This window comes from Salipiger sp. (assembly GCF_059781815.1).
This window is the reverse complement of sequence record NZ_JBYNAH010000028.1, coordinates 1-24,075: the sequence shown is the minus strand read 5'-3', so window position 1 is coordinate 24,075 and position 24,075 is coordinate 1. Positions and strand designations below refer to the sequence as shown.

Here is a 24,075-nt window from a genome sequence, read left to right as displayed (position 1 = left end):
GGCGTGCCTCCTATCCGATGTCGTCCTGCTGGCAGCTCATCTCTGCCCCGCCGGGGGCTGCGAACTGCGCCTCGCGCCCCTTGGTCCAGAACAGCGCTGGTCCGCCGTACCACTTGTCAGAGGCGTATTTTGCGCCCGAGCCGGCCTCGATTTGCGGCAGCACGACAGCGTTATCGCCCCAGCGCAGCACCACCATCGGCTCGAGCGTGTTGACGAAGACCGCGCTGATCGTCGCCTCGAGCCCCTCGCAGCGATAGGGGAACGGCCCCAGAGAGGCGCCTTCCCCGGCGCGTGCATCGGCATAGCCCTGACGCAGATCGAAGATCCGGAAGGCGTATTCGTTGGCGGTGCAAAGCGGCACGCCCATGTCGGATTTCCAGCACTCGTCGCGCCCCTTGATCCAGCCGCGCTGCATCGCCTTGAGCGCTTTGAGAGACTCCGGGTCCATGTTCGGTCCGGTCGACGCCGCCTTGAAAAGCCGCGTCAGCTCGAGATCAAGCGAGGCGAGCGCATCGGAGGAACAGACCGCCTCCTCGGCGCTGGACTGGGCTTTCGCGCAATCGAAAGATGGGTCGAGGGCCATCGCATGACCGGGAAATGTTGTCAGAACAACCAATGCGATAGTGCTGAAAAGGTTTGGCTTTACAAACATGAAAATCTGCCTCCAGGGAGCGCGCCACAAAAGGATAGCATCCGGCCCTAAGCCTGCAATTGAAAAAAATTGCCCGGTTTCCCGCCGATTCGGCGCTTCGGAGCAGGTGGCAAGCCCCCAGATTTAGGAAAATTGTTTATCAAAGTGATACACACCTGACGAACAGTCACTTTGGCGACACAACGCGATCTGCGAATCGATATATCCCAGTTTAAATGTCCTGCGTGGCAATCCGACCTTCGGAGCCCCCCGCAGCGGCATTTGTTGAGTAATGAGTGTCTCTTGGCAGGGGCCTGGTTCGGAAGTCGGGGATGCGACATCCGGACCCAATATCGCGAATACGCGAGTGTTTTTTCAAGTCGGGGATTTTAACCCTCCTGCCTGGGTTGTATAACGCCTCCGGCGCCGCGGATCCGTGCCGCGCGTCGGAGGCCTTTCACAACCGGGAGCGAGACATGGACCCGCGCCGCACCGCGCCAATGATCCTGCCCCGTTGCCCGTTTTCCTCCAGACCGCTTCCCAGCAGCAGACGATCTGACGCATGAGCGGTCGCATGAACGTCAGCGCCACCTATCCCGACCTTGCGGATATCTCTCTGCTTCGGGGCCTACCCGAAGACGAGCAGCTGGCCTTTCTCGACGCCTGCACCCCGCGCCACTACAGCGAAGAGACCGCGCTGCTGACGCAGTCCGAGCGCACGACGGGCTTTTACCTCGTGGCGCGCGGGCGGGTGATCATCACCTATCTCGACGTCGAGGGGAATCTGAGCGTCATCCACGTGGCCGGCCCGGGCGAGATCATGGGCGATGTCGAGGCCCTGTCAGACACGCCCTGTGCCGCGACCTGCACCTCGCTGCCCGACACCACGGTCCTGTTCTGCCCGGTGGCGCTGCTGATGGAATACGCCCAGAAGCCGCAGGTGATCCGCAACATCGCGCGTATCCTGCACACCCGCCTGGTGCGCGACAACGAGAACCGCGCGGTCGAGCAGTTCCAGACCGTCGATGCGCGGCTTCTCAACTACCTGTGCAAGCTGAGCACACCCGACGATCCCGAAATCCCTATCAGCCAGGCGCATCTGGCGACGCTGATGGGCTGTTCACGGCAGAAGGTGAACCGGATGCTCAAGGATCTTCAGGACAACGGCTCGGTCGAGCTTGGCCGCGGGCGCATTCGCATCCTCGACCGCGCGGCCATCGGCTGCACCCTCTTGCCAAGCGAGGAAGGCTTCGAGATCGGCAGCTGAGCTTGCCGCATCTTTCCCGCCGTCATCAGGGCCGGGACACGCCTCCGCCCGGCGCAGGCCGACAGCTTTTCGCTGCGAAATAGGAGACATCCCTGTTATCCTCGGCCAAGGCGAGGGGGGCGGATCATGGCTGGGAATGACGCGCTGATCGGGTCGTGGCGCATGCAGGCCTGGACCCGGACCTCGGTAGCCACGGGCGAAACCACCGACGCGCTCGGCCCGCGCCCGATCGGCTACATCGCCTATCACCGCGACGGCCGGATGATGGCCACCGTGTTCCGCCGCGATCGTCTCGCGCCAGCCCCGGATGGCTGGACCGGCGAAGAGAAGGCAAAGCTCTTCGATGACATGCTGGCCTATGTCGCCTCCTACACGCTGGAGGGAGACCGCGTCGTGCATCACGTGGAGGGCGCGTGGAACCCGAACTGGCACGGGGATCTGTCGCGCCCCTTCACCCTCGAGGGCGACCGGCTGGTGATCAGCGGCGCGCCGGGCATCGACCCGGCCACCGGCGAGGAGGTCGTCTACCGGATGGAATTCACCAAGGTCTGAGGCCGCTGCCCGCATGGCGGCGCCGCGCAAGGAGAGGCCGACACGCGCGCCGCCCTCTCCGAAGACCGCAAGTCACTCCGCCGCGTCGCGGCGCGGCAGCACCCAGCCCGGGCGCGGGTAGTGGCAGGTATAGCCGTTCGGGAACCGCTCGAGGTAATCCTGATGCTCGGGCTCGGCCTCCCAGAAATCGCCCACCGGCGCGACCTCTGTCACCACCTTGCCGGGCCAGAGCCCGGAGGCATCGACATCGGCGATGGTGTCCAGCGCGGTCTGCTTCTGCGCCTCGTCGACATAGTAGATCGCCGAGCGATAGCTCAGGCCCACGTCGTTGCCCTGCCGGTTCAGCGTGCTCGGGTCGTGGATCTGGAAGAACACCTCGAGGATCCGCCGATAGCTGATCTTGTCGGGGTCGAAGACGATCTCGATCCCCTCCGCATGGGTGCCGTGGTTGCGGTAGGTCGCGTTGGGCAAGTCGCCCCCGGTATAGCCGACGCGGGTCGACTCCACGCCGGGAAGCTTGCGGATCAGATCCTGCATGCCCCAGAAACAGCCGCCTGCCAGAACTGCACGTTCGCTCATGTCACATCCTCCACCTGGTCGAGATAGGCGCCGTAGCCCTCTGCCTCCATGTCATCGCGATGGACAAAGCGCAGCGACGCCGAGTTGATGCAGTAGCGCAGCCCGCCGCGATCCGCCGGACCGTCGGGAAAAACGTGGCCCAGATGCGAGTCGCCATGGGTCGAGCGCACCTCGACCCGGACCATGCCGTAAGAGGTGTCGCGCAGCTCCTGCACATGAGCGGGCTCGATGGTCTTCACGAAGCTCGGCCAGCCGCAGCCGCTCTCGTACTTGTCCGACGAGGCAAAAAGCGGCTCGCCCGAGACCACGTCGACATAGATCCCCGGCTCCTTGTTGTTCAGATACGCGCCGCTGCCCGGGCGCTCGGTGCCGTTTTCCTGCGTGACGCGGTACTGCTCGGGATCGAGCGTGGCGATCACGTCGGGATTTCTTTCATAAGTTGCCATTGGCGCCTCCATGATCTGTCTGTCCTTAAGATGGGTCCGATCTGCATCAATGCAAAGCCTGTTTCATCGGCCTGACCCCGCCGTGATCGCCCCTCGGCGCGGGCGGCAACCCGCCACACCAGGCAGGGCCGCGGGAACCGGCGGCGCGTCGCCGCCCCGTGACCCGGCGTCCCGGCGGGTCGCCGCCTGTCTTGCACCGAGGGCGCCCTTCAAGGGATCCAATCGCGCCGCCGCGCCCTTACCTCCCTGATCGACGCGACGATGCGTCGGATGCAACGGACCCAAAGGAGGATTCCCGATGACCATCCGTTCGACCAAGCTTGGCCTTGCCGCCCTCTTCGCCGCCACCGTCTCCGGCGCGGCCTTTGCCCAGAGCGCGACGGACCCGACCGTCAGCGAGACCGACCTCACCGCCCAGACCAGCGCCGAGGCCGGCGTCGAGACCCGGCTCGGCGCCACCGAAGTCCCCGAAACGCTGGGCGAGCTGATGGCCGACCTGGGCGGCGACGGCGTCGCCATCCCGACCGGCGAGATCCCCGCGGACACGCAGGTCACCACCATGACGCTGGGCGATCTCGAGGGCGAAGGCGCCGACCGCACCGCCGCGCTCGACAACGCGCTGGCGCGCGCCCAGACCTCGCTCGACATGCTGCAGACGCAGGTCGATGGCAGCGAGGTGCTGACCGAGGCCATCGAGGCCGAGGGCTTCAGCTCCGACAATGTGCTGGGCGTCTACCAGGATGCCAACGGCTCGGTGACGGTGCTGATCGACGACCGCGCCTGAGCCCAGCGAACGCGCGCCTGCCCGGAACCCCACAAGACCGACCTCATGACGCAGGCGCGTCCGGCCCGGCCCCTCGCTCCCGGGGGCCGGGCCTTTTGTCGGTCACGCGAGCTGCGCCACCGCCCAGCGCGCCGCGTCGCGCACGGTCTCGCAGGCATCCTCGCACAGCGCCTGCACGGCGCCCTTCAATGTCGGATCGCCGGAATTGCCGATGGCATAGCAGACATTCCGCACGAAGCGATCGCGCCCGATGCGCTTGATCGGCGAGCCCGAGAACAGCGCCCGGAACGCCGCATCGTCGAGCGCCGCAAGCTGCGTCAACTCCGGCGCCAGCAGCGCCTCGCGCGCGTGGTACTTCATCTCCTGCGCCTGAGAGGCGAACTTGTTCCACGGACAGGCGGCGAGGCAGTCGTCGCAGCCGTAGATCCGGTTCCCGAGCCCCGGCCGCAGCGCCTCGTCGACGGGGCCGTGATGCTCGATCGTGAGGTAGGAGATGCAGCGCCGGGCATCGAGCTGGTAGGGCGCCGGGAAGGCGTCGGTCGGGCAGACGTCGAGACAGGCCCGGCACGAGCCGCAATGATCGCGCTCGGCGCCGTCCGGCTGCAGCTCGAGCGTGGTGAAGATCGCGCCAAGGAAGAACCACGAGCCCAGCTCGCGGCTCACGAGGTTGGTGTGCTTGCCCTGCCAGCCCAGCCCCGCCGCCTGCCCCAGCGGCTTCTCCATCACCGGCGCGGTGTCGACGAAAACCTTGATCTCCGCCCCGCCGCCGTCGCGCTCGGCCTCGGCGATGAGCCAGCGACCGAGCCGCTTCAGCCGCTTCTTGACCACGTCGTGATAATCGCGGTTCTGCGCATAGACCGAGATCGCCGCCCGGTCGCGCTGCTCCAGCACGTCGCGCGGGTCATGCGCCGGGCCGTAATTCTCCGCCAGCATGATCACCGAGCGTGCCTCGGGCCAGAGCGCCGTCGGATCGCCCCGCCAATGGGTGCGCTCGGCCATCCAGCCCATCTGCCCGTGACGCCCGGCCTCGAGAAACGCCGCCAGCCGCTCCGCCACCTGCGGCACGTCGCCGGGACGGCAGACCTTGCAGGAGGCAAACCCCACCTCCGCCGCTTCGGCCACCAGCTTGCGCTTCAAAGACACCCGCCTGCCCTTCTCTTCGTCAAAAATACTCCGGGGGAGTCGCGCCTCGCGCGACGGGGGCAGCGCCCCCTCCCGGCTCTCCGTCTCACGCCCCGCACGGGCAAAGGCGCAGCCACGCCGATGACCGCTGGCCTACATCGCCGTTTAGGGGCCCGGCTCACAGCCTGTCAACGCATCCCTCCCCACGCTCGGCCCGCAACGCGCCGTCAGCACCGGAGCTTGCATCCCGAGCCCGTTTCACGGGATACGGGCAGCCGAGCCACCCGCCAAACGCCCTCCCCGAACCACCGGTAGCCAGCATGTCCCAGCCCGACCTCCTCAAGACCGACTGCTCGAAATGCGCAGCGCTGTGCTGCCTCGCGCTGGCCTTCGACAAGGGCCGGGACTTCGCCTTCGACAAGAACCCCGGCGAGCCCTGCCGAAACCTCTCGGGCCACAGCTGTTCGATCCACGACCGGCTGACGCAGGAGGGCTTTCCGGGCTGCGTCGCCTACGATTGCCTCGGCGCGGGCAACCGGGTGGTGCAGGAGGTGTTCGGCGGCCAGAGCTGGCAGAGCGAGCCGCGGCTGACACGGGCGATGATGGAGGCGTTCTCGGCCATGCGCGAGGTCCACAAGCGCATCGACAAGCTGCGTGCCGCCCGCGCGCTCTCACTCGACCCGCGCGCCGATCAGACCTGCCGCGAGTTCCTCGCCCTTCTCGAAGAGCAGCCCTGGAGCGGGCCCGAGCTCAACGCCTTCGAGGTCGGGCTGGCGCTCGAGATCGACATCTTCTTCTACGGCCTGCAGGAGGTGCTGCCGGAGGATTTCTTCACCGAGGACTGAGCCGGCGCATGGCCACGCCCCCCCTCAGAAATCGAGATCGGCGTAATGCGGCGGCGGCGGGAAGCCGGGGATCTGGTCGGCGAGGATCGAGCGGAAGGCCGGGCGCGACTTGATCTTGGCGTACCAGTCCTTGACCGTCTCCGAGCGGTTCCAGTCCACGTCCGAGATGTAATCCAGCGAAGACAAATGCGCCGCGGCGGCGAAATCCGCCAGCGTCATCACGTCGCCCGCCAGCCAGCGCCGGTGATCGAGCAGCCAGGCCATGTAATCGAGGTGATACTTGATCGCCTTGGCCCCGGCCTTGACATTGGTGCTGTCCGGGAAGCCCTGCTTCATGATCTTCTTGTTGACCCGCTCGTAGAGCAGCTTCGACGTCACCTCGTTGTGGAACTTGTCGTCGAACCAGGCCACCAGCCGGCGCACCTCGAACCGGGCATCGGCCGAGCGCGGCATCAGCGGCGGCTCGGGGTATTTCTCCTCGATCCATTCGCAGATCGCCGCGCTTTCCGACATCGTCTTGCCGTCGATCTTGAGCACCGGGACCTTGCCGGCCGGGTTGCGGCGCAGGAAGTCGGTGTCCTTCTCCCAGTAGCGCTCCTCGACCAGTTCGCACTCGATCTTCTTCTCGGCAAGGCTCAGGCGGACCTTGCGGCAGAACGGGGACAGCGGCACGTGATAAAGCTTGGCCATGGGGCGATGGTATCCGAGAGATTTGGGAACTGCGAGCACCTTTGCCCCCAATTCCGAGAGGTTTCAACAGGACACAATCGCCCGCGCGATGCGCCGCCGATGTGTCCCTGTCTCAGATAACCTCGATCACGTCCTTGTCGATGGCCAGCATATAGCCGCGCCGGGCGATGTTCTTGACCAGAAGCTCGCTGACCATCTGGTTGCCGAGCCCGTCGCGCAGGCGCTTGATGCGGGTGGCGCCGGCGGCTTCCTCGCAATCGCTGGCATCGCGCCCCGAGATCATCGCCTCGATCTGCGCCCCCGAGAGCATCTCGTCATCCATCCGCGCCTCGGCCAGCACCGCCAGCGTCTCGACCATCGCCTCGGTGAGCTTGAAGCCCATGGTGTTGAGATAGACGGTGTTCTCCTCGCGGCTGATGATCAGCGAGCTGACCTGGATGCCCGAGCGCTCGATCTGCGCCATGCGGCGATTGAGGATCACCAGCATGACGAGAAACACCAGCGCCGCCACCAGAAGCGCCGTTGCGAAGACCAGCAGCACGAAGATCACCATGCGGTAGCTCGCCAGCGTGTCCGAGAAGGCGGTGCCCGACTGGGCGAGGATCTCGAGCAGCTTGACCTCGGCCTGCCCGGTCAGGTCGTCATTCTCGATGAACAGGCGTTCGACACGAGCGTTGAAGGCGTTGGCGTCGGGCAGGGTGAACATCAAGAGCACCCCGGCGCCCACCAGCAGCGCCACGATGGCGGCGATGCCCGCGCCCACCAGCCGCGCGCCGGTGCGTCTTGCGTCAGTAGCGGAGGTAGTACTCACCGGCGTTGGCCCTCTCCTTGTCACCGGGTTCCTTGGTCGAAAGACCCACCACGTTCAAGAGCGTCCAGCCATCGCGGGCCAGAGCGGCGGAGAGTTGCTCTGCCGCCGCGCCCTTGCCGGGGCAGTCCCCCGACAGGCGCGCGATTCCGTAATGCAGGCGCAGCGGGCTGTCCTGCTTGGCCTTGTATTCGACATAGCAGTCGGCCCGCGCGGCGGCGGGCAGGACAAGCGCCAGGAAGAGGGGAAGAAGGATGCGTTTCATGGCCGCGACCCTGCGCCCGGGCCGGGTGCAATTCAATAGCAGAGCGCCGTAAAGGCCGCGGTTATCCGATAACAGGGGGCCGATATTGCCTGAAATCAGGGGGCTGGCCGAGGGTCGGGTCGAGGCGTCGGCCAGGACGGCGGCGCCACATGACACGACAGACACACCAACAGGAGACTGCCCCATGTCCCGCAAGTTCATCGCCGCCGTTCTGGCCGCTTCGCTCGCCATCACCACCTTCTCCGCCGCGCCCGCCCGTGCCGCCGACGGCAAGGACGCGCTGAAGGCTCTTGGCGCCGCCGGGGTGCTCTACATCCTCGGCAACGCCATCGCCGAGGCCCGCGAAGAGGCCGACGACGATCGCAAGAAGGACAAGAAGAAGAAAAAGGAGCAGAAGCGTCAGGAAGAGCTGGCCAAGCAGTGGCGTCAACAGCAGGAGGACCGTCGCAAGGCGCATCAGGACCAGCGCCGCAACGACCCGCCGCGCGTCGTCGGCCCCGCCTTCGGCCAGCGGCAGGATACGAAATACGTGCTGCCGTCGCGCTGCATGATGCGCATCGACGGCGGCGGCAGCCGCCATGCCTTCGACCGCGACTGCATGACCCGTGCCGGGGTTCGCACCAGCCGCCTGCCCGATGCCTGCGAGATGTATGTGCGTGACGGCGGTCGCAAGGAGCGCGCCTTCGACGCATCCTGCCTGCGCCGCAAGGGCTATGGCCTCGAGGCGGTGCGCCGCGACGGCCCGAACCTGCCGCGCCCCTATCATCGCCAGTATTGAACGAGAGAGACAGCGGCATCGGCGCGGAGTCCCGTCCGCCCGGTGTCGCAGCGCGCGGGGTGCCGAGCAGGCCCCGCGCGCTCTTCTTTTATCCTGCCGCGGTCGGCGCGGTGATCGTCACCGGCGTGTCGAGCCAATGCTCTTCGAGGTTCGGCGTCGCGCCGATCCGGTCGACCACGGCGAACATCCCCGGCGCGTGCAGCGGCGTCAGCACCCCGTGCCAGGTGCCGCGATAGAGGTTGACCCCCTGCCCCGGCCCCGCGACGAAGGCCGAGATTTCGCCCGGTTGCGCCCCGGCCTCGGCGACGATCACCAGCCACGGGTTGCGGTGCATCGGAATGAAGGCCTGACTGCCCTCGGGATGGCGCTCGACCATCTCGAGCAGGTAGGGCAGATCGCGCGGCACCGCGTCGAAGAGGCTGATGCCAGCGCGGCCCCCGGGGCCGAAATCCATCGAGGCGCGGTCATGATAACGCCCGCAAAGCCCCTGGTTGATGATCTTGTCCGGATCGCCCGAGATCTCGAGCACATCCCCGAACGGCGCGAAGGCGCCGGCGGTCAGCGGCTCGGCAAGAATGGTCTTCATGACAGCGACAGGCTCACGTGGCGGTTGACGTCCTTGTAGAGCAGGTAGCGGAAGGTCTCGTCCCCGGTGGCGACGCAGGCCTGCGGGCAGAACGCGCGCAGCCACATGAAATCGCCGGGGCCGACCTCGACCCAGTCCTTGTTGAGAAGATAGCGCGCCGTGCCCGAGAGCACGTAGAGCCCGTGCTCCATGACGTGGGTCTCGGCAAACGGAATGCGTCCCGCACTCTCGATGCTGACGATGTTGACGTGCATGTCGTGGCGCAGGTCGAACGGGTCGGTGAAGCGCTGGGTCGACCAGACCCCGTCGCAATCGGGCATCGGCGTGCGGTTGACCTCGGTCTCGTGGGTCACGAAGGCCTCGGGCGGCAGCATCCCCGGCACCGGGCGCCAGCGCTTGCGGATCCAGTGGAAGCCCGCCGGCACATCGCCGGTGTTCCAGATCGACCACACCGCCGAGGGCGGGATGTAGGCGTAGCTGCCGGCCTTGAGGTCGTACCAGTCGCGCCCCAGCGTCAGCCGCATCTCGCCATGGGTGACGAAGATCACCCCCTGCGCGTCGAGATCGGGCTCGGGCTCGTTGGTGCCGCCGCCGGGCGACAGCTCGACCGCGTATTGCGCGAAGGTCTCGGCAAAGCCGGTCATCGGGCGGGCCAGCACCCAGATCCGGTGCCCGGTCCAGCCCGGCAGGAAGCTGGTGACGATGTCGCGCATGACGTTGGCGGGGATGACCGCGTAGGCCTCGGTGAAGATCGCGGTGCCTTCCGGGTCGCATTCCTGCCCCGGCAAGCCGCCGGGCGGAAAGGCATAGGTCGTGATCGGGTCGTGTTTCAAAGCAAGCTCTCCAGCCGCAAGCGCGCGATGCGCTCGACCTGCCGGCAAGCTTCTCTGAACTCGGTTTCGGTATCGTTTCCGAGGCGGCGCTCGAAGGCCGCGAGGATGCCGGACTTGTCGTGATCGCGCACGGCAATGATGAAGGGAAATCCGTGCTTCTCCATATACGCAGTGTTCAGTTGCGTAAAGCGGTCCCGTTCGTCATCGGTCAGCGCATCCAGCCCTGCGCTGGCCTGTTCCGAGGTGCTGTCCTCGGTCAGCCGCTTGGCGGCGGCGAGCTTGCCGGCAAGGTCGGGATGCGCGCGCAGCACGCCCATGCGCTCCTCGTCGCTGGCGCTGCGCAGCACCCGCGCCAGCGCATTGGCAAGGCCCGCGGGCGTGTCATGCGCCGGGCCGAGCTCGAGCTCGAAGGCACGCTCGGCGACCCAGTCCGAATGCTCGACGATGCCGCCGAACTTGGCCACGAAGGTCTCGCGGTCCATCAGGCTCGGGCGCTCGCGTTTCACCGGCGGGTGGGTCGCGGCCCAATGCTCGGCGATCTCGATGCGGCGCGGGGTCCAGACGCCGTCGAAGCCCGCGATATAGTCGAGGAAGCGCTTGAGGCCCGCCACCTTGCCGGGGCGGCCGATCAGGCGGTTGTGCAGCCCGATAGAGAACATCGCCGGCTTGCCCGCCGCGCCCTCGGCATAGAGCGTGTCGAAGCTGTCTTTCAGATAGGTGAAGAACTGCTCTGCCTCGATCCAGCCGGGGCTGACCGAGAAGCGCATGTCGTTGGCCTCGAGCGTGTAGGGGATGATCAGGTGATCGACGCCGTCGATCTCGAGCCAGTAAGGCAGATCGTCGTCATAGGTATCGGAGATATAGGCAAACTGGCCGGTCTCCGCCGCCAGCCGCACGGTGTTTTCCGAGCAGCGCCCCGTGTACCAGCCGCGCGGCGGCTCGCCCACCACCTCGGTGTGCAGGCGGATCGCCTCGGCAATGGCGGCACGCTCCTCGTCCTCGGGCATGTCCTTGTGCTCGACCCATTTGAGGCCGTGGCTGGCGATTTCCCAGCCCGCGTCCTTCATCGCCTCGACCTGCTCGGGGTTGCGCGCCAGCGCGGTGGCGACGCCGTAGATCGTCAGCGGGATGCCGGCGGCGGTGAACAGCCGGTGCAGACGCCAGAACCCGGCGCGGGCGCCGTATTCATAGATCGATTCCATGTTCCAGTGGCGCTGGCCCGGCCACATGGCGGCGCCGGGGATGTCGGACAGGAAGGCCTCGGAGGCGGCATCGCCATGCAGAACGTTGTTCTCGCCGCCTTCCTCGTAGTTCAGCACGAACTGCACCGCGATCTTGGCATTGCCGGGCCATTTCGCATCGGGGCGGTCCGCTCCGTAGCCGATCAAATTGCGGGGATAACGCTGCATCTGGCCCCTCCTGCCTTGGGTCGTGTTGTCATCTTCGGATAATCGCGCTCTAACCGGGACGGAACCGCAAAGGGCTGGCACGGAGGCGCGGCGATGCCCCGCTTATCCGCCCTGCCCAAGAAAGGAGCAAGAGGAATGGCCGACGGATATCTCACGACCCACGTGCTCGACACCGCCCGGGGCGTTCCCGCCGAAGGTGTGAAAATCGCGCTCTACAAGGTTTCGGGCAATTCGCATCGCAAGATCGCCGAGACAGTCACCAATGCCGACGGCCGCACCGACAGCCCGATCCTGCCAAAGGACGCGTTCAAGACCGGCACCTACGAGCTGATCTTCTTTGCCGGCGACTATCTCAAGGCCACCGGTCAGGCGGCTGCCGAGCCGCTGTTCCTCGACCAGATCCCGCTGCGCTTCGGCATGTCCGACCCGGACGCGCATTACCATGTGCCGCTGCTACTCTCGGCCTACGGCTATTCCACCTATCGCGGCAGCTGAGCCAGTCAGCCGCTGTAGCCGCGCCGCCCGCTCCGCGCCAATGCCTGCGCCGGCGGCTCTGACGCCGTTGCGCGCATCGCGCTTATGGACAGGCGGGGCGGCAGGGACTACATGCACGCAATGGCCAAACCGAAGACAGATCCGAACTACAAGGTGATCGCCGAGAACCGGCGTGCCCGTTTCGACTACGCGATCGAGGACGATCTCGAGGTCGGCATCGTGCTGACCGGGTCCGAGGTGAAGTCGCTGCGCGAGAACACCTCGAACATCGCCGAGAGCTATGCCGCGGTAGAGGATGGCGAGCTGTGGCTGGTCAACAGCTACATCGCCCCCTACGAGCGCGCCATGTTCGGCCACGAGGAGCGCCGCCGGCGCAAGCTTCTGGTGTCGAAGAAAGAGCTCGCCCGGCTGTGGAACGAGACCCAGCGCAAGGGCATGACCATCGTGCCGCTGGTGCTCTACTTCAACCACAAGGGCGTGGCGAAGATGAAGGTCGGCATCGCCAAGGGCAAGAAGAACCACGACAAGCGCGAGACCGAGGCCAAGCGCGACTGGAACCGCCAGAAGCAGCGGCTCTTGAAGCAGGGCTGAGCGGGGCGGCGGTGCCTTGCCTGCGCGGCGCTTGGGACGGGTGCTGCGAATGGCCTGTCCTGAGCAGGATGTGACTTCTTGCCTGACAGGGCGGCCATCGTTGCCGCTGACCACTTCCAAAACGACGATTTCGCAACGCAGGGGCGGGAGCCAAGACGGCTGAGCCCGCTGCGCCATCGCCGGCCCGCGGGATGGCGATCCGACGCTCCGAACCTCTCGATTTATCCCGGCCACGTCCGAAGGACCTCGACACTCGGCGCTTGCGTCACCAGATCGCCAACCCGGGGGGCGGGTCATGCCGAAGGCATGCTTTCAGCATGACCGATGGCGCGGCAGCCTTCGGCCTTGATTCCGCGCGGATGCGACGCTCGAACGTCGATCCGTGCCATATCGCCCAGAGTGGCGCGTCTTCAGACCCGATTTGACATCCACAACCATCTCGAGCCGCCCCCACCCTTCGCGATGCGGCGGCCTCGTCCCGTGCCGCCCGCCCATCCCCTTGTATTGCTGGCCCCCGCGGCTTAGAGACGTGACCGACCCTGACTGCCCGGGAAAGGTTTCATGAACCAAGACGATCCCAAGACGCTTGTCTCGACCGACTGGCTGGCGACCCATCTCAAGGATCCCGACCTGCGCATCCTCGATGCCAGCTGGTTCCTGCCCGGGTCCGACCGCGACGCCAAGGCGGAATACGATGCCGCCCACATCCCCGGCGCGCGCTTTTTCGACATCGACGATATCAGCGACAACCGCTCCGACCTGCCGCACATGGTGCCGCCCGTCGAGAAGTTCATGTCGCGGCTGCGCGCCATGGGCGTGGGCGACGGCCACCAGGTGGTGGTCTATGACAGCCAGGGGCTGTTCTCGGCAGCGCGGGTCTGGTGGCTGTTCAAGCTGATGGGCCAGAGCGACATCGCCGTGCTCGACGGCGGTCTGCCGAAGTGGCAGGCCGAGGGCCGCGAGACCGAGGACCTGCCGCCGGTGATCCGCGACCGCCACATGACCGTGCGGCGCCAGAACCAGATGGTGAAGGACGTGACGCAGGTCTCTGCCGCCGCGAAGCTGCAGGACACCGAGATCCTCGACGCCCGCGCCGCCATCCGCTTCCGCGGCGAGGCGCCCGAGCCGCGCCCCGGACTGCGCGCCGGCCACATCCCGGGCTCGAAGAACGTCCCCTACACGACTCTGCTGAAAGAGGACGGCACCATGAAGACCGCCGCCGAGCTGCGCGCGGTGTTCGAGGCCGCCGGGGTGGATCTCGGCAAGCCCGCGATCACCTCCTGCGGGTCCGGCGTCACCGCCGCCATCCTCAACCTTGCCCTGACCCTGATGGGCAAGGACGACCATTCCCTCTATGACGGGTCGTGGAGCGAGTGGGGGCAGTTCCCCACCCTGCCCGTCGCCACCGGAGAGCACTGATGTTCGAGAACCTCAAAGAGCAACCCGCAGACAAGATCCTCGCCCTGATGCAGGCCTATCGCGAGGACCCGCGCGAGCAGAAGATCGACCTCGGTGTCGGCGTCTACAAGGATGCCAGCGGCAACACCCCGATCATGCGCGCCATCAAGGCCGCCGAGAAGCAGCTCTGGGAGACCGAGACCACCAAGTCCTATACCGGGCTCGCCGGCGATCCGGGCTTTGCCGACGCCATGGTCAAGCTGGTGCTGGGCGATGCCGTCGCGCGCGAGACCGTGGCCGCCGCGGCGACCCCGGGCGGCACCGGCGCGGTGCGCCAGGCCTTCGACCTCATCCGCATGGCCAACCCCAAGGCCCGCGTCTTCGTCTCCGACCCGACCTGGCCGAACCACCTGTCGATCCTCAAGCACATGGGCATCGAGTTCATTTCGTACCGCTATTTCGACAGCGAGACCCGCTCGGTCGATTTCGCGGGCATGATCGCCGACCTGCACCAGGTGATGCCGGGCGACGTGGTGCTCCTGCACGGCTGCTGCCACAACCCCACCGGCGCCAACCTCAACATCCCGCAGTGGAAGGCCGTGATCGAGCTGCTGCTCGAGCGCGAGGCGGTGCCGATGATCGACATCGCCTACCAGGGCTTCGGCGACGGGCTCGATGCCGATGCCGAGGGCGTGCGCCTGGTGGCCGAGAAGATGCCGGAAGTGCTGATCGCCGCGAGCTGCTCGAAGAATTTCGGCATCTACCGCGAGCGCACCGGCCTGCTGATGGCGGTGAGCAAGGATGCCGGCCAGCGCAAGCTCAACCAGGACAGCCTGAACTACCTCAACCGGCAGAACTTCTCCTTCCCGCCGGATCACGGCGCGCGACTGGTGACCATGGTGCTGACCGACGAGGCGCTGCGCGCCGAGTGGGCCGCCGAGCTGGAAGAGGTGCGCAACTCGATGCTGGGCCTGCGCGAGCAGCTGGCCTCCGAACTGCAGCGCCTGTCGGGCTCGGACCGTTTCGGCTTCCTCGCCCAGCACCGCGGCATGTTCTCGCGCCTCGGCGCCACGCCGGAGCAGGTCGAGACCCTGCGCCGCGATCACGGCATCTACATGGTGGGCGACTCGCGCCTCAACATCGCGGGCCTCAACAAGACCTCGGTGCCGATCCTGGCGGAAGCCATCGTCAAATCCGGGATCTGATCCCTATCCTACAAAGCGGCGCGGGGCCTGCGGGCCCCGCCCTTGCCGTCTCGCCGCCGGGCCAGAGCCCGTCGTCTCGGAGCCTCTGGCCGGCCTGACGCCCTTACTCTTCTCGCATCTCTGGTGTCATCCGTGTTCAGCCAGGCTGTCCTGCGGCGCCTCGGCCCGGTCCTCCATGCCGTAATCGCGCAGCACCTGGCAGACCCGCAGCCGGTAGCCCGCGAAGATCTCCTCCCGCCCCTTGCGCTGCGCGCCGCGATGCGCCGCCAGCTGCCGCCAGCGCTGCACCGCCGCCTCGTCCTCGAAGAAGCTGATCGAGAGAAGCTTGCCGGGATTGGTCAGGCTCTCGAAGCGCTCCACCGAGAGGAACCCCTCGACCTCTTCGACCAGCGGTCGCATGGCGGCGGCGATGTCGAGATAGGCGTCGCGCTGGCCCTCGGCGGGGGTGACTTCGAAGATGATGGCGATCATGGCTGTCCTCCGTTTGGCCCAGTCTGCCGCCTTGCGCCCGGCGGGCCAAGGGGATGGCGCCGTCGAGGTTTGAGTATTTGGAACGTAGAGAAGACAGGAGCTGTCGCCCATGGGGGAGGGCCGGCGATTGCGGTAACGCCACGGCCTCTCTTGTCTGCGCCATGGGGGCATGCGACGGTCGGGGCCGGAGGAGCGAGACATGCTTGAGACCACCGAGGCCCCGATGACCGTGACCCAGCTGCCGCAGACGCTTGAGCCCCGCAATCCGGGCATGCCGCTCGACATGGAACGGGTGATGCGCGCCCGCGCCAACCGCTCGGCCATCGAGCGCCGCGCCGCGAGCCTGCCAGGACGGCGCAGTCTCAAGAAGGATTACCAGGCGGCCTGGCTCGCGCGCGCGATCTCGTGCATCGACCTCACCACGCTGGCCGGCGACGACACGCCGGGCCGCGTGGCGCGGCTCTGCGCCAAGGCGCGGCAGCCGGTGCGCGAGGACCTGCTCGAGGCGCTGGGGATGCAGGGGCTGACCACCGGCGCGGTCTGCGTCTATCACGACATGATCGCCCCCGCGGTCAGCGCGCTGCAAGGCAGCGGCATCCCGGTGGCGGCGGTCTCGACCGGCTTTCCCGCCGGGCTCTCGCCCTTCCCGCTGCGGCTTGCCGAGATCGGAGAGAGCGTCAAGGCCGGCGCCCGCGAGATCGACATCGTGATCTCGCGCCGGCTGGTTCTGACCGGTGACTGGGAGGGGCTCTATGACGAGATGCGCCAGTTCCGCGAAGCCTGCGGCGAGGCGCATGTGAAGGCGATCCTCGCCACCGGCGAGCTCGGCACGCTGCAGAACGTCGCCCGCGCCTCGATGGTCTGCATGATGGCCGGCGCCGATTTCATCAAGACCTCCACCGGCAAGGAAAGCGTCAACGCCACCCTGCCGGTAAGCCTGGTGATGATGCGCGCGATCCGCGACTATTACGAGGAGACCGGCTACCGCGTCGGCTACAAGCCCGCCGGTGGCATCTCCAAGGCCAAGGACGCGATCACCTACCTCGCGCTGGTCAAGGAAGAGCTGGGCGACCGCTGGCTGCGCCCGGATCTCTTCCGCTTCGGCGCCTCGAGCCTGCTGGGCGATATCGAGCGCCAGCTCGAGCATCACGTCACCGGCGCCTATTCCGCGAGCTGGCGCCACGCCATCGGATAGGGGCGCGCGGCTGACTGCCCGTTTGGCGGGCACCACCCGACGCGAATGATTACCCGGCATGCGGTTTGCGCCGCGTGCGACGCTTCTTCCTTTGCCAGCCTCTGCCGAAACGCTTACCGTCTGGTCAAATTTTAGACCAAAGCCAGGGGGCCTCATGACCGACAGACGCACGCTTCTCACCCAGTTCAGCCGCCGCCGCATGCTCATGGGCACGGCCGGTTTCGCCGCCGCCGCGGGCGCCGGCGCCCTGCCCTCGCGCCTGCTGGCGCAGGAGCCGATCGCGGTCGCCGGGATCTACACCGTACCGGTGGAGCAGCAATGGGTGAGCCGCATCCACATCGCCGCCGAGGCCGCGAAAGAGGCCGGCCAGATCACCTACAGCTTCTCGGAAAACACCGCCAACACCGACTATCCGCGCGTCATGCGCGAATATGCCGAGGCCGGCGCCAAGCTCATCATCGGCGAGATCTTCGGCGTCGAGCAGGAGGCCCGCGAGGTGGTGCTCGACTACCCCGACACCGCCTTCCTGATGGGCTCGTCCTTCATGCCCGATCCGGCCTACCCGAACCTCGCGGTGTTCGACAACTACATCCAGGACGCCTCGTACCTCTCGGGCATCATCGCCGGCGCGCTGACCGAGACCGGCAATATCGGCATGGTCGGCGGCTTCCCGATCCCCGAGGTCAACCGGCTGATGCACGCCTTCATGGCGGGCGTGAAGGAGATGAAGCCCGACGCCAGCTTCCAGGTCAGCTTCATCGGCTCCTGGTTCGATCCGCCCAAGGCCAAGGAAACCGCTTTTGCGATGATCGAGAACGGCGCCGACATGCTCTACGCCGAGCGCTTCGGGGTCTCCGACGCGGCGCAGGAGAAGGGCATCCTCGCCATCGGCAACGTCATCGACACCCAGGCCGACTATCCCGACACCGTCGCCGCCTCGGCGCTGTGGCATTTCGAGCCGACCCTGCAGGCCGCCCTCGCCAAGGTGGCCGAGGGCAGCTTCGAGGCCGACAATTACGGCGTCTACAGCTTCATGAAGGAAGGCGGCTGCTCGCTGGCGCCGCTTGGCACGTTCGAGGGCAAGGTCCCGCAGGAAGCGCTCGATCTGGTGGCCGAACGGGAGGCCGCCATCAAGGCCGGTGAGTTCACCGTCGAGATCGACGACAGCGAGCCCACCTCCTCCTGATGACAGACCAAGACACGGCGCAGGGCGAGACCGTCCTGCGCCTCTCCGGCATCACCAAGCGCTTCGGCGCGCTCACCGCCAATGACGCGATCAGCTTCTCGCTGGCGAAGGGCGAGGTCGTGGCGCTGCTGGGTGAGAACGGGGCCGGCAAGACCACGCTGATGAACATCCTCTTCGGCCATTACACCGCCGACGAGGGCACGGTCGAGGTGTTCGGCCAGGCCCTGCCCCCCGGCCAGCCCGGCGCGGCGCTGGCCGCCGGCGTCGGAATGGTGCACCAGCATTTCACCCTCGCCGACAACATGACCGTGCTCGAGAACGTGCTGCTTGGCACCGGATCGCTCTGGTCTCCCGGGCTCGGAAAGCAGGCGGCGCGGCGCAAGCTGCAGGCGCTGGCCGAAGATTTCGGGCTCGTGGTCGATCCCGACGCCCGCGTGGCCGAGCTCTCGGTGGGCGAGCGTCAGCGGGTCGAGATCCTCAAGGCGCTCTACCGCGACGCCCGGATCCTGATCCTCGACGAGCCCACTGCGGTGCTGACCCCGCAGGAGGCCGACGCGCTCTTCCTCACCCTGCGCAAGATGGTGGCGCAGGGGCTGTCGGTGATCTTCATCTCGCACAAGCTGCACGAGGTCATGGCGATCTCCTCGCGCGTTCTGGTGCTGCGCCACGGCAGACTCGTGGGCGAGACCGCCACCCAAGACACCGATCGCCACCAGCTCGCGACCTTGATGGTCGGCGCCGAGATCGCCGCCCCCGCCCCCGCAGAGGCCCGCCCCGGCGCCGTTCTGATGCGCCTCGATGGCGTAAGCACCGCGCCGCAGGGCAACCGGCCCGGGCTCAGGGCGGTCGATCTCGAGCTCAAGGCCGGTCAGATCCTCGGGCTCGCCGGGGTCTCCGGCAATGGCCAGGGCGCGCTCGCCGACCTGATATCCGGCCTCGCCTCCCCCACCTCCGGCACGCTCGAGATCGCCGGCAACCCGGTCTCCGGCTGGAGCCCGCGGAGCGCCCTCGGCTCTGGCATCGGCCGCATCCCCGAGGACCGCCACCGCACCGGCACGGTGGCCGACTTCAGCCTCACCGAGAACGCTGTCCTCGAGAGCTACCGCGACGGCCCCAACGCCCGCGCCGGCTGGATGGACTGGGCCGCCGCCCGCCGCACGACCGAGGCCATCATCGCCAAATACGACGTGCGCTGCCCCGGCCCTGAGGCCCGCATCCGCCTGCTCTCCGGCGGCAACATGCAAAAGCTCATCCTGGGCCGCGTGCTCGAGGCCGCGCCGCGCATCATCCTTGCCAACCAGCCGGTGCGCGGGCTCGACATCGGCGCCGTGACCTATGTCCAGGAGCAGCTCATCGCCGCCCGCGACGCCGGTGCCGCGGTGCTGCTGATCTCCGAGGATCTCGACGAGATCCTCACCCTCTCCGACGTGATCCGGGTGATCTCCGGCGGCCGGCTCTCGCCCGAGTTCGCCCGCGGCGAAAAGACCCCGGCCGAGCTCGGCCAGTGGATGGCCGGCCAGGGCTTCGACCATGCCGCCTGACCTCTCCCTCCCCAGACCGACGCCCCTGTCTTCTTCTGGCCAGAAATATCCCGGGGGTCCGGGGGCAGCGCCCCCGAACCGCCCTCTCCGCCAGGTGCACCCATGATGCGACTAGACCCCATCGCCGCCCCCTCCCATGCCCGCACGCTGGGCCTGCCGGCGCTCGCCATCCTGGCGACCATCGCGCTGGCCGCAGGCCTCGCCGCCGTCGCCGGCGCCAACCCGCTCGAGACCTTCGGCCTCATCGTCAAGGGCGCCGTGGGCTCGAAATTCGCCACGCTCGAGACGCTCAACCGCGCCACGCCGCTGATCTTCACCGGTCTCGCCGTGGCCGTCGCCTTCCGCGCCCGGCTGTGGAACATCGGCGCCGAGGCGCAGCTCTATGCCGGCGCGCTGATGACCGTGGTGATCGGCACCCAGCTCGGCCTTCCCGGCCCGCTCGCGATCCCGCTGATGGCGCTCGGCGCCATCGTGGCCGGCGCGCTGGTTCTGCTCGGACCGGTGCTCCTGAAGACACGGCTCGGGGTCGACGAGGTGGTCACCACGCTCCTTCTGAATTTCATCATGGCGCTGTTCATCTCCTACCTGCTTGAGGGCCCGCTCAAGGACCCGATGGGCATGGGCTGGCCAAAATCCCCCGCCCTGCCCCGCGATGCCCGCCTGCCGCGCATCGTCGAGGGGCTGCGGCTGCACTGGGGCTTTGCGCTGGCGCTGATCTGCGCCGCCGGTGTCTGGGTGATGCAGACCCGCACCACGCTGGGCTACGAGATCCGCGCCGTCGGCCAGAACCCGCAGGCGGCGCGCTTCGCCGGCATCCCGGTGGGCCGGGTGCTGGTGAAGACGGCACTGATCTCCGGCGGGCTTGCGGCGCTTGCAGGCTTCTCCGAGGTCGCCGGCCTCAAGGGCAACCTGACCTCCGACCTCTCGCCCGATTTCGGATATACCGGCATCATCGTCGCCATGCTGGCGCTGCTGCACCCGCTTGGCGTGGTGGTCTCGGCGCTCTTCGTCGCGGGCATCTTCGTCGGCGCCGACAGCATGTCACGCGCCGCCGAGGTGCCGACCTACATTGCCGACATCCTGCTCGCCGCGGCGCTGCTCTTCATGGTGCTGGCAATCCTTCTGACACGATACCGGGTGGTGCGCGGATGACCGAGATCGTCGATATCCTGATCTCCGCCAGCTTCTGGGCCGCGGTGCTGCGCATCGCCTCGCCGCTGATCTTCGCCACCATGGGCGAGTTGATCTGCGAGCGCGCCGGCGTGCTCAACCTCGGCATCGAGGGCATCATGGTGATCGGCGCCTTCGCCGGCTGGATGACGGTCTACGCGGGCGGCGGCCTCTGGACCGGCGTCGCCGTGGCGATGCTCGCGGGCATGGCCTTCGGAGCGCTGCATGGCGTGCTCACCGTGCCCTTCGGCCTGTCGCAGCACGTGGTGGGCCTCGGCATCACGCTCTTGGCCACCGCCTCGGCCTACTACGCCTACCGGCTGGCGCTGCCCGAAGTCACCAACCCGCCGCGCATCGAGCCCTTCCAGACCCTGCACATCCCGGGCCTCTCGGACCTACCCTGGCTTGGCCAGGCGCTGTTTTCCCAGACCGCGCTGACCTGGGCCGCCTTCGCCTGCGTCGCGATCGTGGCGCTGGTGCTCTACCGCACGCCGCTCGGCCTCGCCCTGCGCGCCGCCGGAGAGAACCCCCACGCGGTCGAGGCCCAGGGCCTCTCGGTGGCGGCGATCCGCATGGGCGCGGTGATCGTGGGCTCGGGCCTGATGGCGGTGGGCGGCGCCTTTCTGACCATGTCGGCCTTCTCGTCCTTCTTCTTCGAGATGGTCAACGGGCGCGGCTGGATCTGCATCGCGCTGGTGGTGTTCGGCGCGTGGAAGCCCGGTAAAGCGCTGCTGGGCGCGCTGCTCTTCGCCGGGTTCGACGCGCTGCAGGTGCGCCTGCAGCAGACCGGCATGGGACAGGTGGTGCCCTACCAGGTGTTCCTGATGATCCCCTACCTGCTGTCGATCCTCGCCCTGATCCTGATGTCGCGGCGCGCCCAGGTGCCCGCCGCCCTGATGACCCCCTTCAACCGCGGAGAGCGCTAAGATGGCCAGCTTCGACATCCTCGTCACCGGCGGCACCCTGCCCGACGGCACCGTCAAGGACATCGGCATCACCGGCGACCGCATCGCCGCCATTGGCGACCTGACCGGCGCGGAAGCGGGCGAGGTGATCGACGCCGCGGGCGATCTGGTCTCGCCGCCCTTCGTCGATCCGCATTTCCACATGGATGCGACGCTGAGCTATGGCACGCCGCGGATCAACGCCTCCGGCACCCTGCTCGAGGGCATTTCGCTCTGGGGCGAGCTCAAGCAGATCGCCACGGTCGACGAGATGGTGTCGCGCGCACTGGAATATTGCGACTGGGCGGTGAGCATGGGGCTTTTGGCGGTGCGCAGCCATGTCGACACCTGCGACGACGCGCTCAAGGGCGTCGAGGCGCTGCTGCACGTGCGCGAGGTCGTGAAGCCTTATCTCGACCTACAGCTCGTGGCCTTCCCGCAGGACGGCTTCTACCGCGACCCGACAGCGAAGGCCAACACCCTGCGCGCGCTCGACATGGGGGTCGACGTGGTCGGCGGCATCCCGCATTTCGAGCGCACCATGTCCGACGGCGCCGCCTCGGTCCGCGAGCTCTGCGAGATCGCCGCCGCGCGCGGCCTGCTGGTCGACCTGCATTGCGACGAGACCGACGACCCGATGTCGCGCCATATCGAGGCGCTGGCCTATGAGACCCAGCGCCTCGGTCTGCAGGGCCGCGTGGCCGGCTCTCACCTGACCTCGATGCACTCGATGGACAATTACTACGTCTCGAAGCTGCTGCCGCTGATCGCCGAGGCCGGGATCGCCGCGATCCCCAACCCGCTGATCAACATCACCCTGCAGGGCCGCCACGACACCTACCCCAAGCGCCGCGGCCTGACCCGGGTGAAGGAGATGCAGGCGCATGGCATCACCGTGGGCTGGGGGCAGGATTGTGTGCGCGACCCGTGGTATTCGCTCGGCACCGCCGACATGCTCGACGTGGCCTTCATGGGGCTGCACGTGGCGCAGATGACCTCACCGCAGGAGATGGCGCGCTGCTTCACCATGGTGACGGAAGAGAACGCGAAGATCATGCATCTGGACGACTACGGGCTGGCCAGTGGCAAGATAGCTTCGCTGGTGGTGCTGGATGCCGGCTCGAGCATCGAGGCCCTGCGGCTCAGGCCCGACCGGCTCTGCGTGATCTCCAAGGGCAAGGTGGTGTCGCGGCAGGCCCGCAACGACGCCCGCCTCGCGCTTCCCGGGCGTCCGGACAGCGTGCGGCGCCGCCACAAGATCGCCGACGGCTAGCGCCTGGTGGCAGAGGGATAAGGGGGCGCTGCCCCCTCTTGGCCTGCGGCCAATTCACCCCCGAGGTATTTTTGAACCAAAGAAGACATGAGCGCTGCGCCCCTGGCTTCTCTTCGTCAAAATACTCCCGCCGGAGGCAGGCCGGCCCGTGGGGCAGCGGTGATCATTGGCAAGGGCGCGGTCAGGCGACCATGCGCTCTGCCTTCTTGAGATCCACCGAGACCAGCTGCGAGACGCCCTGTTCCTGCATGGTGACGCCGAACAGCCGGTCCATGCGCGCCATGGTCACCGCGTGGTGGGTGATGATCAGGAAGCGGGTGTCGGTGCGGCGGCACATCTCGTCGAGCAGGTCGCAGAAGCGGGTGACGTTGGCGTCGTCAAGCGGCGCGTCGACCTCGTCGAGCACGCAGATCGGCGCCGGGTTGGCGAGGAACACTGCGAAGATCAGCGCCAGCGCTGTCAGCGTCTGCTCGCCGCCCGAGAGCAGCGACAGGGTCGAGAGCTTCTTGCCCGGCGGCTGGCACATGATCTCGAGCCCGGCCTCGAGCGGATCGTCGCTCTCGACCATCACCAGGTTGGCCTCGCCGCCGTTGAACAGGTGGGTGAAGAGCAGCGAGAAGTTGCTGTTGACCTGCTCGAACGCGGTCAGCAGGCGCTCGCGCCCCTCGCGGTTCAGCGAGGCGATGCCCGCGCGTAGCGTCTTGATCGCCTCCTCGAGATCCTGCTTCTCGGAGACCAGCTGGTCGTGCTCCTCGCGCACCTCCTTGGCGTCTTCCTCGGCGCGCAGGTTCACCGCGCCCAGCGAATCTCGCTGGCGCTTGAGGCGGTTGACCTCGGCCTCGATCTGGTCGGAGGGCGGCATCTCGTCGGGGTTGGCCTCGAGCCGGTCGAGCAGCTTCGACGGCGTGGTCTCCTGCTCGTCCTCGATGCGCTCGGCGGCGTAATCCACCGTCTCGCGCGCCGCCTCGACCCTGGCCTCGGCCCGGGCGCGGGCCTCGCGCGCCTCGGAGG

27 protein-coding genes are annotated in these 24,075 nt (G+C 67.4%); 15 read left to right on the top strand and 12 right to left on the bottom strand.

From position 1 onward, the window contains the following. Positions 1 to 10: 10 nt before the first annotated feature. Positions 11 to 583, bottom strand: coding sequence for an MliC family protein (locus AC6RA4_RS05220; protein WP_500158077.1), 573 nt, complete (start codon positions 581 to 583; stop codon positions 11 to 13). Positions 584 to 1,193: 610 nt separating this feature from the next. Here AC6RA4_RS05220 and AC6RA4_RS05215 point away from each other — a divergent pair. Together AC6RA4_RS05215 and AC6RA4_RS05210 are read left to right on the top strand one after the other, a co-directional pair. After that, positions 1,194 to 1,898, top strand: a complete 705-nt coding sequence (locus tag AC6RA4_RS05215) for a Crp/Fnr family transcriptional regulator (RefSeq protein ID WP_500158075.1) — start codon at positions 1,194 to 1,196, stop codon at positions 1,896 to 1,898. A 126-nt stretch (positions 1,899 to 2,024) separates the two neighbouring features. Continuing rightward, positions 2,025 to 2,450: a lipocalin-like domain-containing protein gene (locus AC6RA4_RS05210; RefSeq protein ID WP_500158073.1), complete on the top strand. Its 426-nt coding sequence runs from the start codon at positions 2,025 to 2,027 to the stop codon at positions 2,448 to 2,450. 72 nt (positions 2,451 to 2,522) lie between these two features. On the opposite strand, the gene msrA is transcribed toward AC6RA4_RS05210, so the two are convergent. Both msrA and msrB read right to left on the bottom strand, forming a co-directional pair. Further along, positions 2,523 to 3,029 carry a peptide-methionine (S)-S-oxide reductase MsrA gene (gene msrA, locus AC6RA4_RS05205; protein ID WP_500158071.1) on the bottom strand — a complete coding sequence of 169 codons (507 nt, stop codon included), beginning with the start codon at positions 3,027 to 3,029 and terminating at the stop codon, positions 2,523 to 2,525. Further along, a complete protein-coding gene (gene msrB / locus AC6RA4_RS05200) occupies positions 3,026 to 3,475 on the bottom strand; it encodes a peptide-methionine (R)-S-oxide reductase MsrB (protein ID WP_500158069.1) in 450 nt (149 codons plus the stop codon). The genes msrA and msrB overlap by 4 nt, the downstream gene beginning before the upstream one ends. Positions 3,476 to 3,773: 298 nt before the next feature. On the opposite strand from msrB, the gene AC6RA4_RS05195 reads away from it, so the two are divergent. Continuing rightward, the gene (locus AC6RA4_RS05195; RefSeq protein WP_500158067.1) at positions 3,774 to 4,259 is read left to right on the top strand and encodes a hypothetical protein; all 486 of its coding nucleotides are present in this window, start codon (positions 3,774 to 3,776) and stop codon (positions 4,257 to 4,259) included. A gap of 102 nt (positions 4,260 to 4,361) precedes the next feature. On the opposite strand, the gene queG is transcribed toward AC6RA4_RS05195, so the two are convergent. Further along, positions 4,362 to 5,402 carry a tRNA epoxyqueuosine(34) reductase QueG gene (gene queG / locus AC6RA4_RS05190; RefSeq protein WP_500158065.1) on the bottom strand — a complete coding sequence of 347 codons (1,041 nt, stop codon included), beginning with the start codon at positions 5,400 to 5,402 and terminating at the stop codon, positions 4,362 to 4,364. A gap of 299 nt (positions 5,403 to 5,701) precedes the next feature. Here queG and AC6RA4_RS05185 point away from each other — a divergent pair, with 299 nt between their 5' ends. Then, a complete protein-coding gene (locus AC6RA4_RS05185; protein WP_500158063.1) occupies positions 5,702 to 6,226 on the top strand; it encodes a hypothetical protein in 525 nt (174 codons plus the stop codon). 24 nt (positions 6,227 to 6,250) lie between these two features. On the opposite strand, the gene fzlA is transcribed toward AC6RA4_RS05185, so the two are convergent. The 3 genes from fzlA to AC6RA4_RS05170 form a co-directional block, all read right to left on the bottom strand. After that, positions 6,251 to 6,916 carry an FtsZ-binding protein FzlA gene (gene fzlA, locus AC6RA4_RS05180; protein ID WP_500158061.1) on the bottom strand — a complete coding sequence of 222 codons (666 nt, stop codon included), beginning with the start codon at positions 6,914 to 6,916 and terminating at the stop codon, positions 6,251 to 6,253. Positions 6,917 to 7,028: 112 nt separating this feature from the next. Further along, positions 7,029 to 7,679 (bottom strand): winged helix-turn-helix domain-containing protein, encoded by a 651-nt coding sequence (locus AC6RA4_RS05175; protein WP_222602957.1) that lies wholly within the window; start codon positions 7,677 to 7,679, stop codon positions 7,029 to 7,031. Between the two features lie 25 nt (positions 7,680 to 7,704). Next, on the bottom strand, positions 7,705 to 7,989 hold the full coding sequence (locus tag AC6RA4_RS05170; protein WP_500158059.1) for a hypothetical protein: 285 nt from the start codon (positions 7,987 to 7,989) through the stop codon (positions 7,705 to 7,707). Positions 7,990 to 8,173: 184 nt separating this feature from the next. Between AC6RA4_RS05170 and AC6RA4_RS05165 the strand changes: the two genes are divergently transcribed. Next, a complete protein-coding gene (locus AC6RA4_RS05165; RefSeq protein WP_500158057.1) occupies positions 8,174 to 8,767 on the top strand; it encodes a hypothetical protein in 594 nt (197 codons plus the stop codon). Positions 8,768 to 8,855: 88 nt separating this feature from the next. Here AC6RA4_RS05165 and AC6RA4_RS05160 read toward each other — a convergent pair whose 3' ends face one another. From AC6RA4_RS05160 to puuE, 3 genes are read right to left on the bottom strand one after another with little or no spacing between them, the layout of a single operon-like run. Next, the gene (locus AC6RA4_RS05160; RefSeq protein WP_500158055.1) at positions 8,856 to 9,353 is read right to left on the bottom strand and encodes an ureidoglycolate lyase; all 498 of its coding nucleotides are present in this window, start codon (positions 9,351 to 9,353) and stop codon (positions 8,856 to 8,858) included. Then, positions 9,350 to 10,186 (bottom strand): bifunctional allantoicase/(S)-ureidoglycine aminohydrolase, encoded by an 837-nt coding sequence (locus AC6RA4_RS05155; RefSeq protein WP_500158053.1) that lies wholly within the window; start codon positions 10,184 to 10,186, stop codon positions 9,350 to 9,352. The genes AC6RA4_RS05160 and AC6RA4_RS05155 overlap by 4 nt, the downstream gene beginning before the upstream one ends. Further along, on the bottom strand, positions 10,183 to 11,595 hold the full coding sequence (puuE, locus tag AC6RA4_RS05150) for an allantoinase PuuE (protein ID WP_500158051.1): 1,413 nt from the start codon (positions 11,593 to 11,595) through the stop codon (positions 10,183 to 10,185). The genes AC6RA4_RS05155 and puuE overlap by 4 nt, the downstream gene beginning before the upstream one ends. Before the next feature lie 135 nt (positions 11,596 to 11,730). Between puuE and uraH the strand changes: the two genes are divergently transcribed. From uraH to AC6RA4_RS05130, 4 genes are all read left to right on the top strand, one after another. Continuing rightward, on the top strand, positions 11,731 to 12,090 hold the full coding sequence (gene uraH, locus AC6RA4_RS05145; RefSeq protein ID WP_500158049.1) for a hydroxyisourate hydrolase: 360 nt from the start codon (positions 11,731 to 11,733) through the stop codon (positions 12,088 to 12,090). 120 nt (positions 12,091 to 12,210) lie between these two features. Continuing rightward, positions 12,211 to 12,681, top strand: coding sequence for an SsrA-binding protein SmpB (smpB, locus tag AC6RA4_RS05140; RefSeq protein WP_222602485.1), 471 nt, complete (start codon positions 12,211 to 12,213; stop codon positions 12,679 to 12,681). 561 nt (positions 12,682 to 13,242) lie between these two features. After that, a complete protein-coding gene (gene sseA, locus AC6RA4_RS05135) occupies positions 13,243 to 14,100 on the top strand; it encodes a 3-mercaptopyruvate sulfurtransferase (protein WP_500158047.1) in 858 nt (285 codons plus the stop codon). Beyond that, positions 14,100 to 15,284: an amino acid aminotransferase gene (locus AC6RA4_RS05130; RefSeq protein ID WP_500158045.1), complete on the top strand. Its 1,185-nt coding sequence runs from the start codon at positions 14,100 to 14,102 to the stop codon at positions 15,282 to 15,284. Before sseA ends, AC6RA4_RS05130 begins: the two co-directional genes overlap by 1 nt. Positions 15,285 to 15,410: 126 nt before the next feature. Here the strand turns inward: AC6RA4_RS05130 and AC6RA4_RS05125 are convergent, their stop codons facing one another. Beyond that, positions 15,411 to 15,755, bottom strand: coding sequence for an antibiotic biosynthesis monooxygenase family protein (locus tag AC6RA4_RS05125; RefSeq protein WP_500158043.1), 345 nt, complete (start codon positions 15,753 to 15,755; stop codon positions 15,411 to 15,413). Between the two features lie 199 nt (positions 15,756 to 15,954). Here AC6RA4_RS05125 and deoC point away from each other — a divergent pair, with 199 nt between their 5' ends. The 6 genes from deoC (at position 15,955) to AC6RA4_RS05095 (ending at position 23,064) form a co-directional block, all read left to right on the top strand. Further along, entirely contained in the window at positions 15,955 to 16,950 is a 996-nt protein-coding gene (deoC, locus tag AC6RA4_RS05120; protein ID WP_500158041.1) for a deoxyribose-phosphate aldolase, read from the top strand. A gap of 154 nt (positions 16,951 to 17,104) precedes the next feature. Then, positions 17,105 to 18,136 carry a BMP family protein gene (locus tag AC6RA4_RS05115; RefSeq protein ID WP_500158039.1) on the top strand — a complete coding sequence of 344 codons (1,032 nt, stop codon included), beginning with the start codon at positions 17,105 to 17,107 and terminating at the stop codon, positions 18,134 to 18,136. Next, a complete protein-coding gene (locus AC6RA4_RS05110; RefSeq protein ID WP_500158037.1) occupies positions 18,136 to 19,677 on the top strand; it encodes an ABC transporter ATP-binding protein in 1,542 nt (513 codons plus the stop codon). Before AC6RA4_RS05115 ends, AC6RA4_RS05110 begins: the two co-directional genes overlap by 1 nt. 105 nt (positions 19,678 to 19,782) lie before the next feature. Further along, on the top strand, positions 19,783 to 20,829 hold the full coding sequence (locus AC6RA4_RS05105; RefSeq protein WP_500158094.1) for an ABC transporter permease: 1,047 nt from the start codon (positions 19,783 to 19,785) through the stop codon (positions 20,827 to 20,829). Then, positions 20,826 to 21,773 (top strand): ABC transporter permease, encoded by a 948-nt coding sequence (locus tag AC6RA4_RS05100; protein WP_500158035.1) that lies wholly within the window; start codon positions 20,826 to 20,828, stop codon positions 21,771 to 21,773. Before AC6RA4_RS05105 ends, AC6RA4_RS05100 begins: the two co-directional genes overlap by 4 nt. Position 21,774: 1 nt before the next feature. Continuing rightward, on the top strand, positions 21,775 to 23,064 hold the full coding sequence (locus tag AC6RA4_RS05095) for an amidohydrolase family protein (protein ID WP_500158033.1): 1,290 nt from the start codon (positions 21,775 to 21,777) through the stop codon (positions 23,062 to 23,064). Between the two features lie 181 nt (positions 23,065 to 23,245). Here AC6RA4_RS05095 and AC6RA4_RS05090 read toward each other — a convergent pair. Further along, positions 23,246 to 24,075: chromosome segregation SMC family protein (locus AC6RA4_RS05090; protein ID WP_500158031.1), on the bottom strand; the 830-nt coding region annotated here is incomplete at its 5' end.

Excerpts from the sequence above, each read along its gene's own strand:
- AC6RA4_RS05220 (WP_500158077.1), bottom strand. The coding sequence starts at position 583 with ATGGCCCTCGACCCATCTTTCGATTGCGCGAAAGCCCAGTCCAGCGCC.
- AC6RA4_RS05215 (WP_500158075.1), top strand. The coding sequence starts at position 1,194 with ATGAGCGGTCGCATGAACGTCAGCGCCACCTATCCCGACCTTGCGGAT.
- AC6RA4_RS05210 (WP_500158073.1), top strand. The coding sequence starts at position 2,025 with ATGGCTGGGAATGACGCGCTGATCGGGTCGTGGCGCATGCAGGCCTGG.
- msrA (WP_500158071.1), bottom strand. The coding sequence starts at position 3,029 with ATGAGCGAACGTGCAGTTCTGGCAGGCGGCTGTTTCTGGGGCATGCAG.
- msrB (WP_500158069.1), bottom strand. The coding sequence starts at position 3,475 with ATGGCAACTTATGAAAGAAATCCCGACGTGATCGCCACGCTCGATCCC.
- AC6RA4_RS05195 (WP_500158067.1), top strand. The coding sequence starts at position 3,774 with ATGACCATCCGTTCGACCAAGCTTGGCCTTGCCGCCCTCTTCGCCGCC.
- AC6RA4_RS05185 (WP_500158063.1), top strand. The coding sequence starts at position 5,702 with ATGTCCCAGCCCGACCTCCTCAAGACCGACTGCTCGAAATGCGCAGCG.
- fzlA (WP_500158061.1), bottom strand. The coding sequence starts at position 6,916 with ATGGCCAAGCTTTATCACGTGCCGCTGTCCCCGTTCTGCCGCAAGGTC.
- AC6RA4_RS05170 (WP_500158059.1), bottom strand. The coding sequence starts at position 7,989 with ATGAAACGCATCCTTCTTCCCCTCTTCCTGGCGCTTGTCCTGCCCGCC.
- AC6RA4_RS05165 (WP_500158057.1), top strand. The coding sequence starts at position 8,174 with ATGTCCCGCAAGTTCATCGCCGCCGTTCTGGCCGCTTCGCTCGCCATC.
- AC6RA4_RS05160 (WP_500158055.1), bottom strand. The coding sequence starts at position 9,353 with ATGAAGACCATTCTTGCCGAGCCGCTGACCGCCGGCGCCTTCGCGCCG.
- puuE (WP_500158051.1), bottom strand. The coding sequence starts at position 11,595 with ATGCAGCGTTATCCCCGCAATTTGATCGGCTACGGAGCGGACCGCCCC.
- uraH (WP_500158049.1), top strand. The coding sequence starts at position 11,731 with ATGGCCGACGGATATCTCACGACCCACGTGCTCGACACCGCCCGGGGC.
- smpB (WP_222602485.1), top strand. The coding sequence starts at position 12,211 with ATGGCCAAACCGAAGACAGATCCGAACTACAAGGTGATCGCCGAGAAC.
- sseA (WP_500158047.1), top strand. The coding sequence starts at position 13,243 with ATGAACCAAGACGATCCCAAGACGCTTGTCTCGACCGACTGGCTGGCG.
- AC6RA4_RS05130 (WP_500158045.1), top strand. The coding sequence starts at position 14,100 with ATGTTCGAGAACCTCAAAGAGCAACCCGCAGACAAGATCCTCGCCCTG.
- AC6RA4_RS05125 (WP_500158043.1), bottom strand. The coding sequence starts at position 15,755 with ATGATCGCCATCATCTTCGAAGTCACCCCCGCCGAGGGCCAGCGCGAC.
- deoC (WP_500158041.1), top strand. The coding sequence starts at position 15,955 with ATGCTTGAGACCACCGAGGCCCCGATGACCGTGACCCAGCTGCCGCAG.
- AC6RA4_RS05115 (WP_500158039.1), top strand. The coding sequence starts at position 17,105 with ATGACCGACAGACGCACGCTTCTCACCCAGTTCAGCCGCCGCCGCATG.
- AC6RA4_RS05110 (WP_500158037.1), top strand. The coding sequence starts at position 18,136 with ATGACAGACCAAGACACGGCGCAGGGCGAGACCGTCCTGCGCCTCTCC.
- AC6RA4_RS05105 (WP_500158094.1), top strand. The coding sequence starts at position 19,783 with ATGCGACTAGACCCCATCGCCGCCCCCTCCCATGCCCGCACGCTGGGC.
- AC6RA4_RS05100 (WP_500158035.1), top strand. The coding sequence starts at position 20,826 with ATGACCGAGATCGTCGATATCCTGATCTCCGCCAGCTTCTGGGCCGCG.
- AC6RA4_RS05095 (WP_500158033.1), top strand. The coding sequence starts at position 21,775 with ATGGCCAGCTTCGACATCCTCGTCACCGGCGGCACCCTGCCCGACGGC.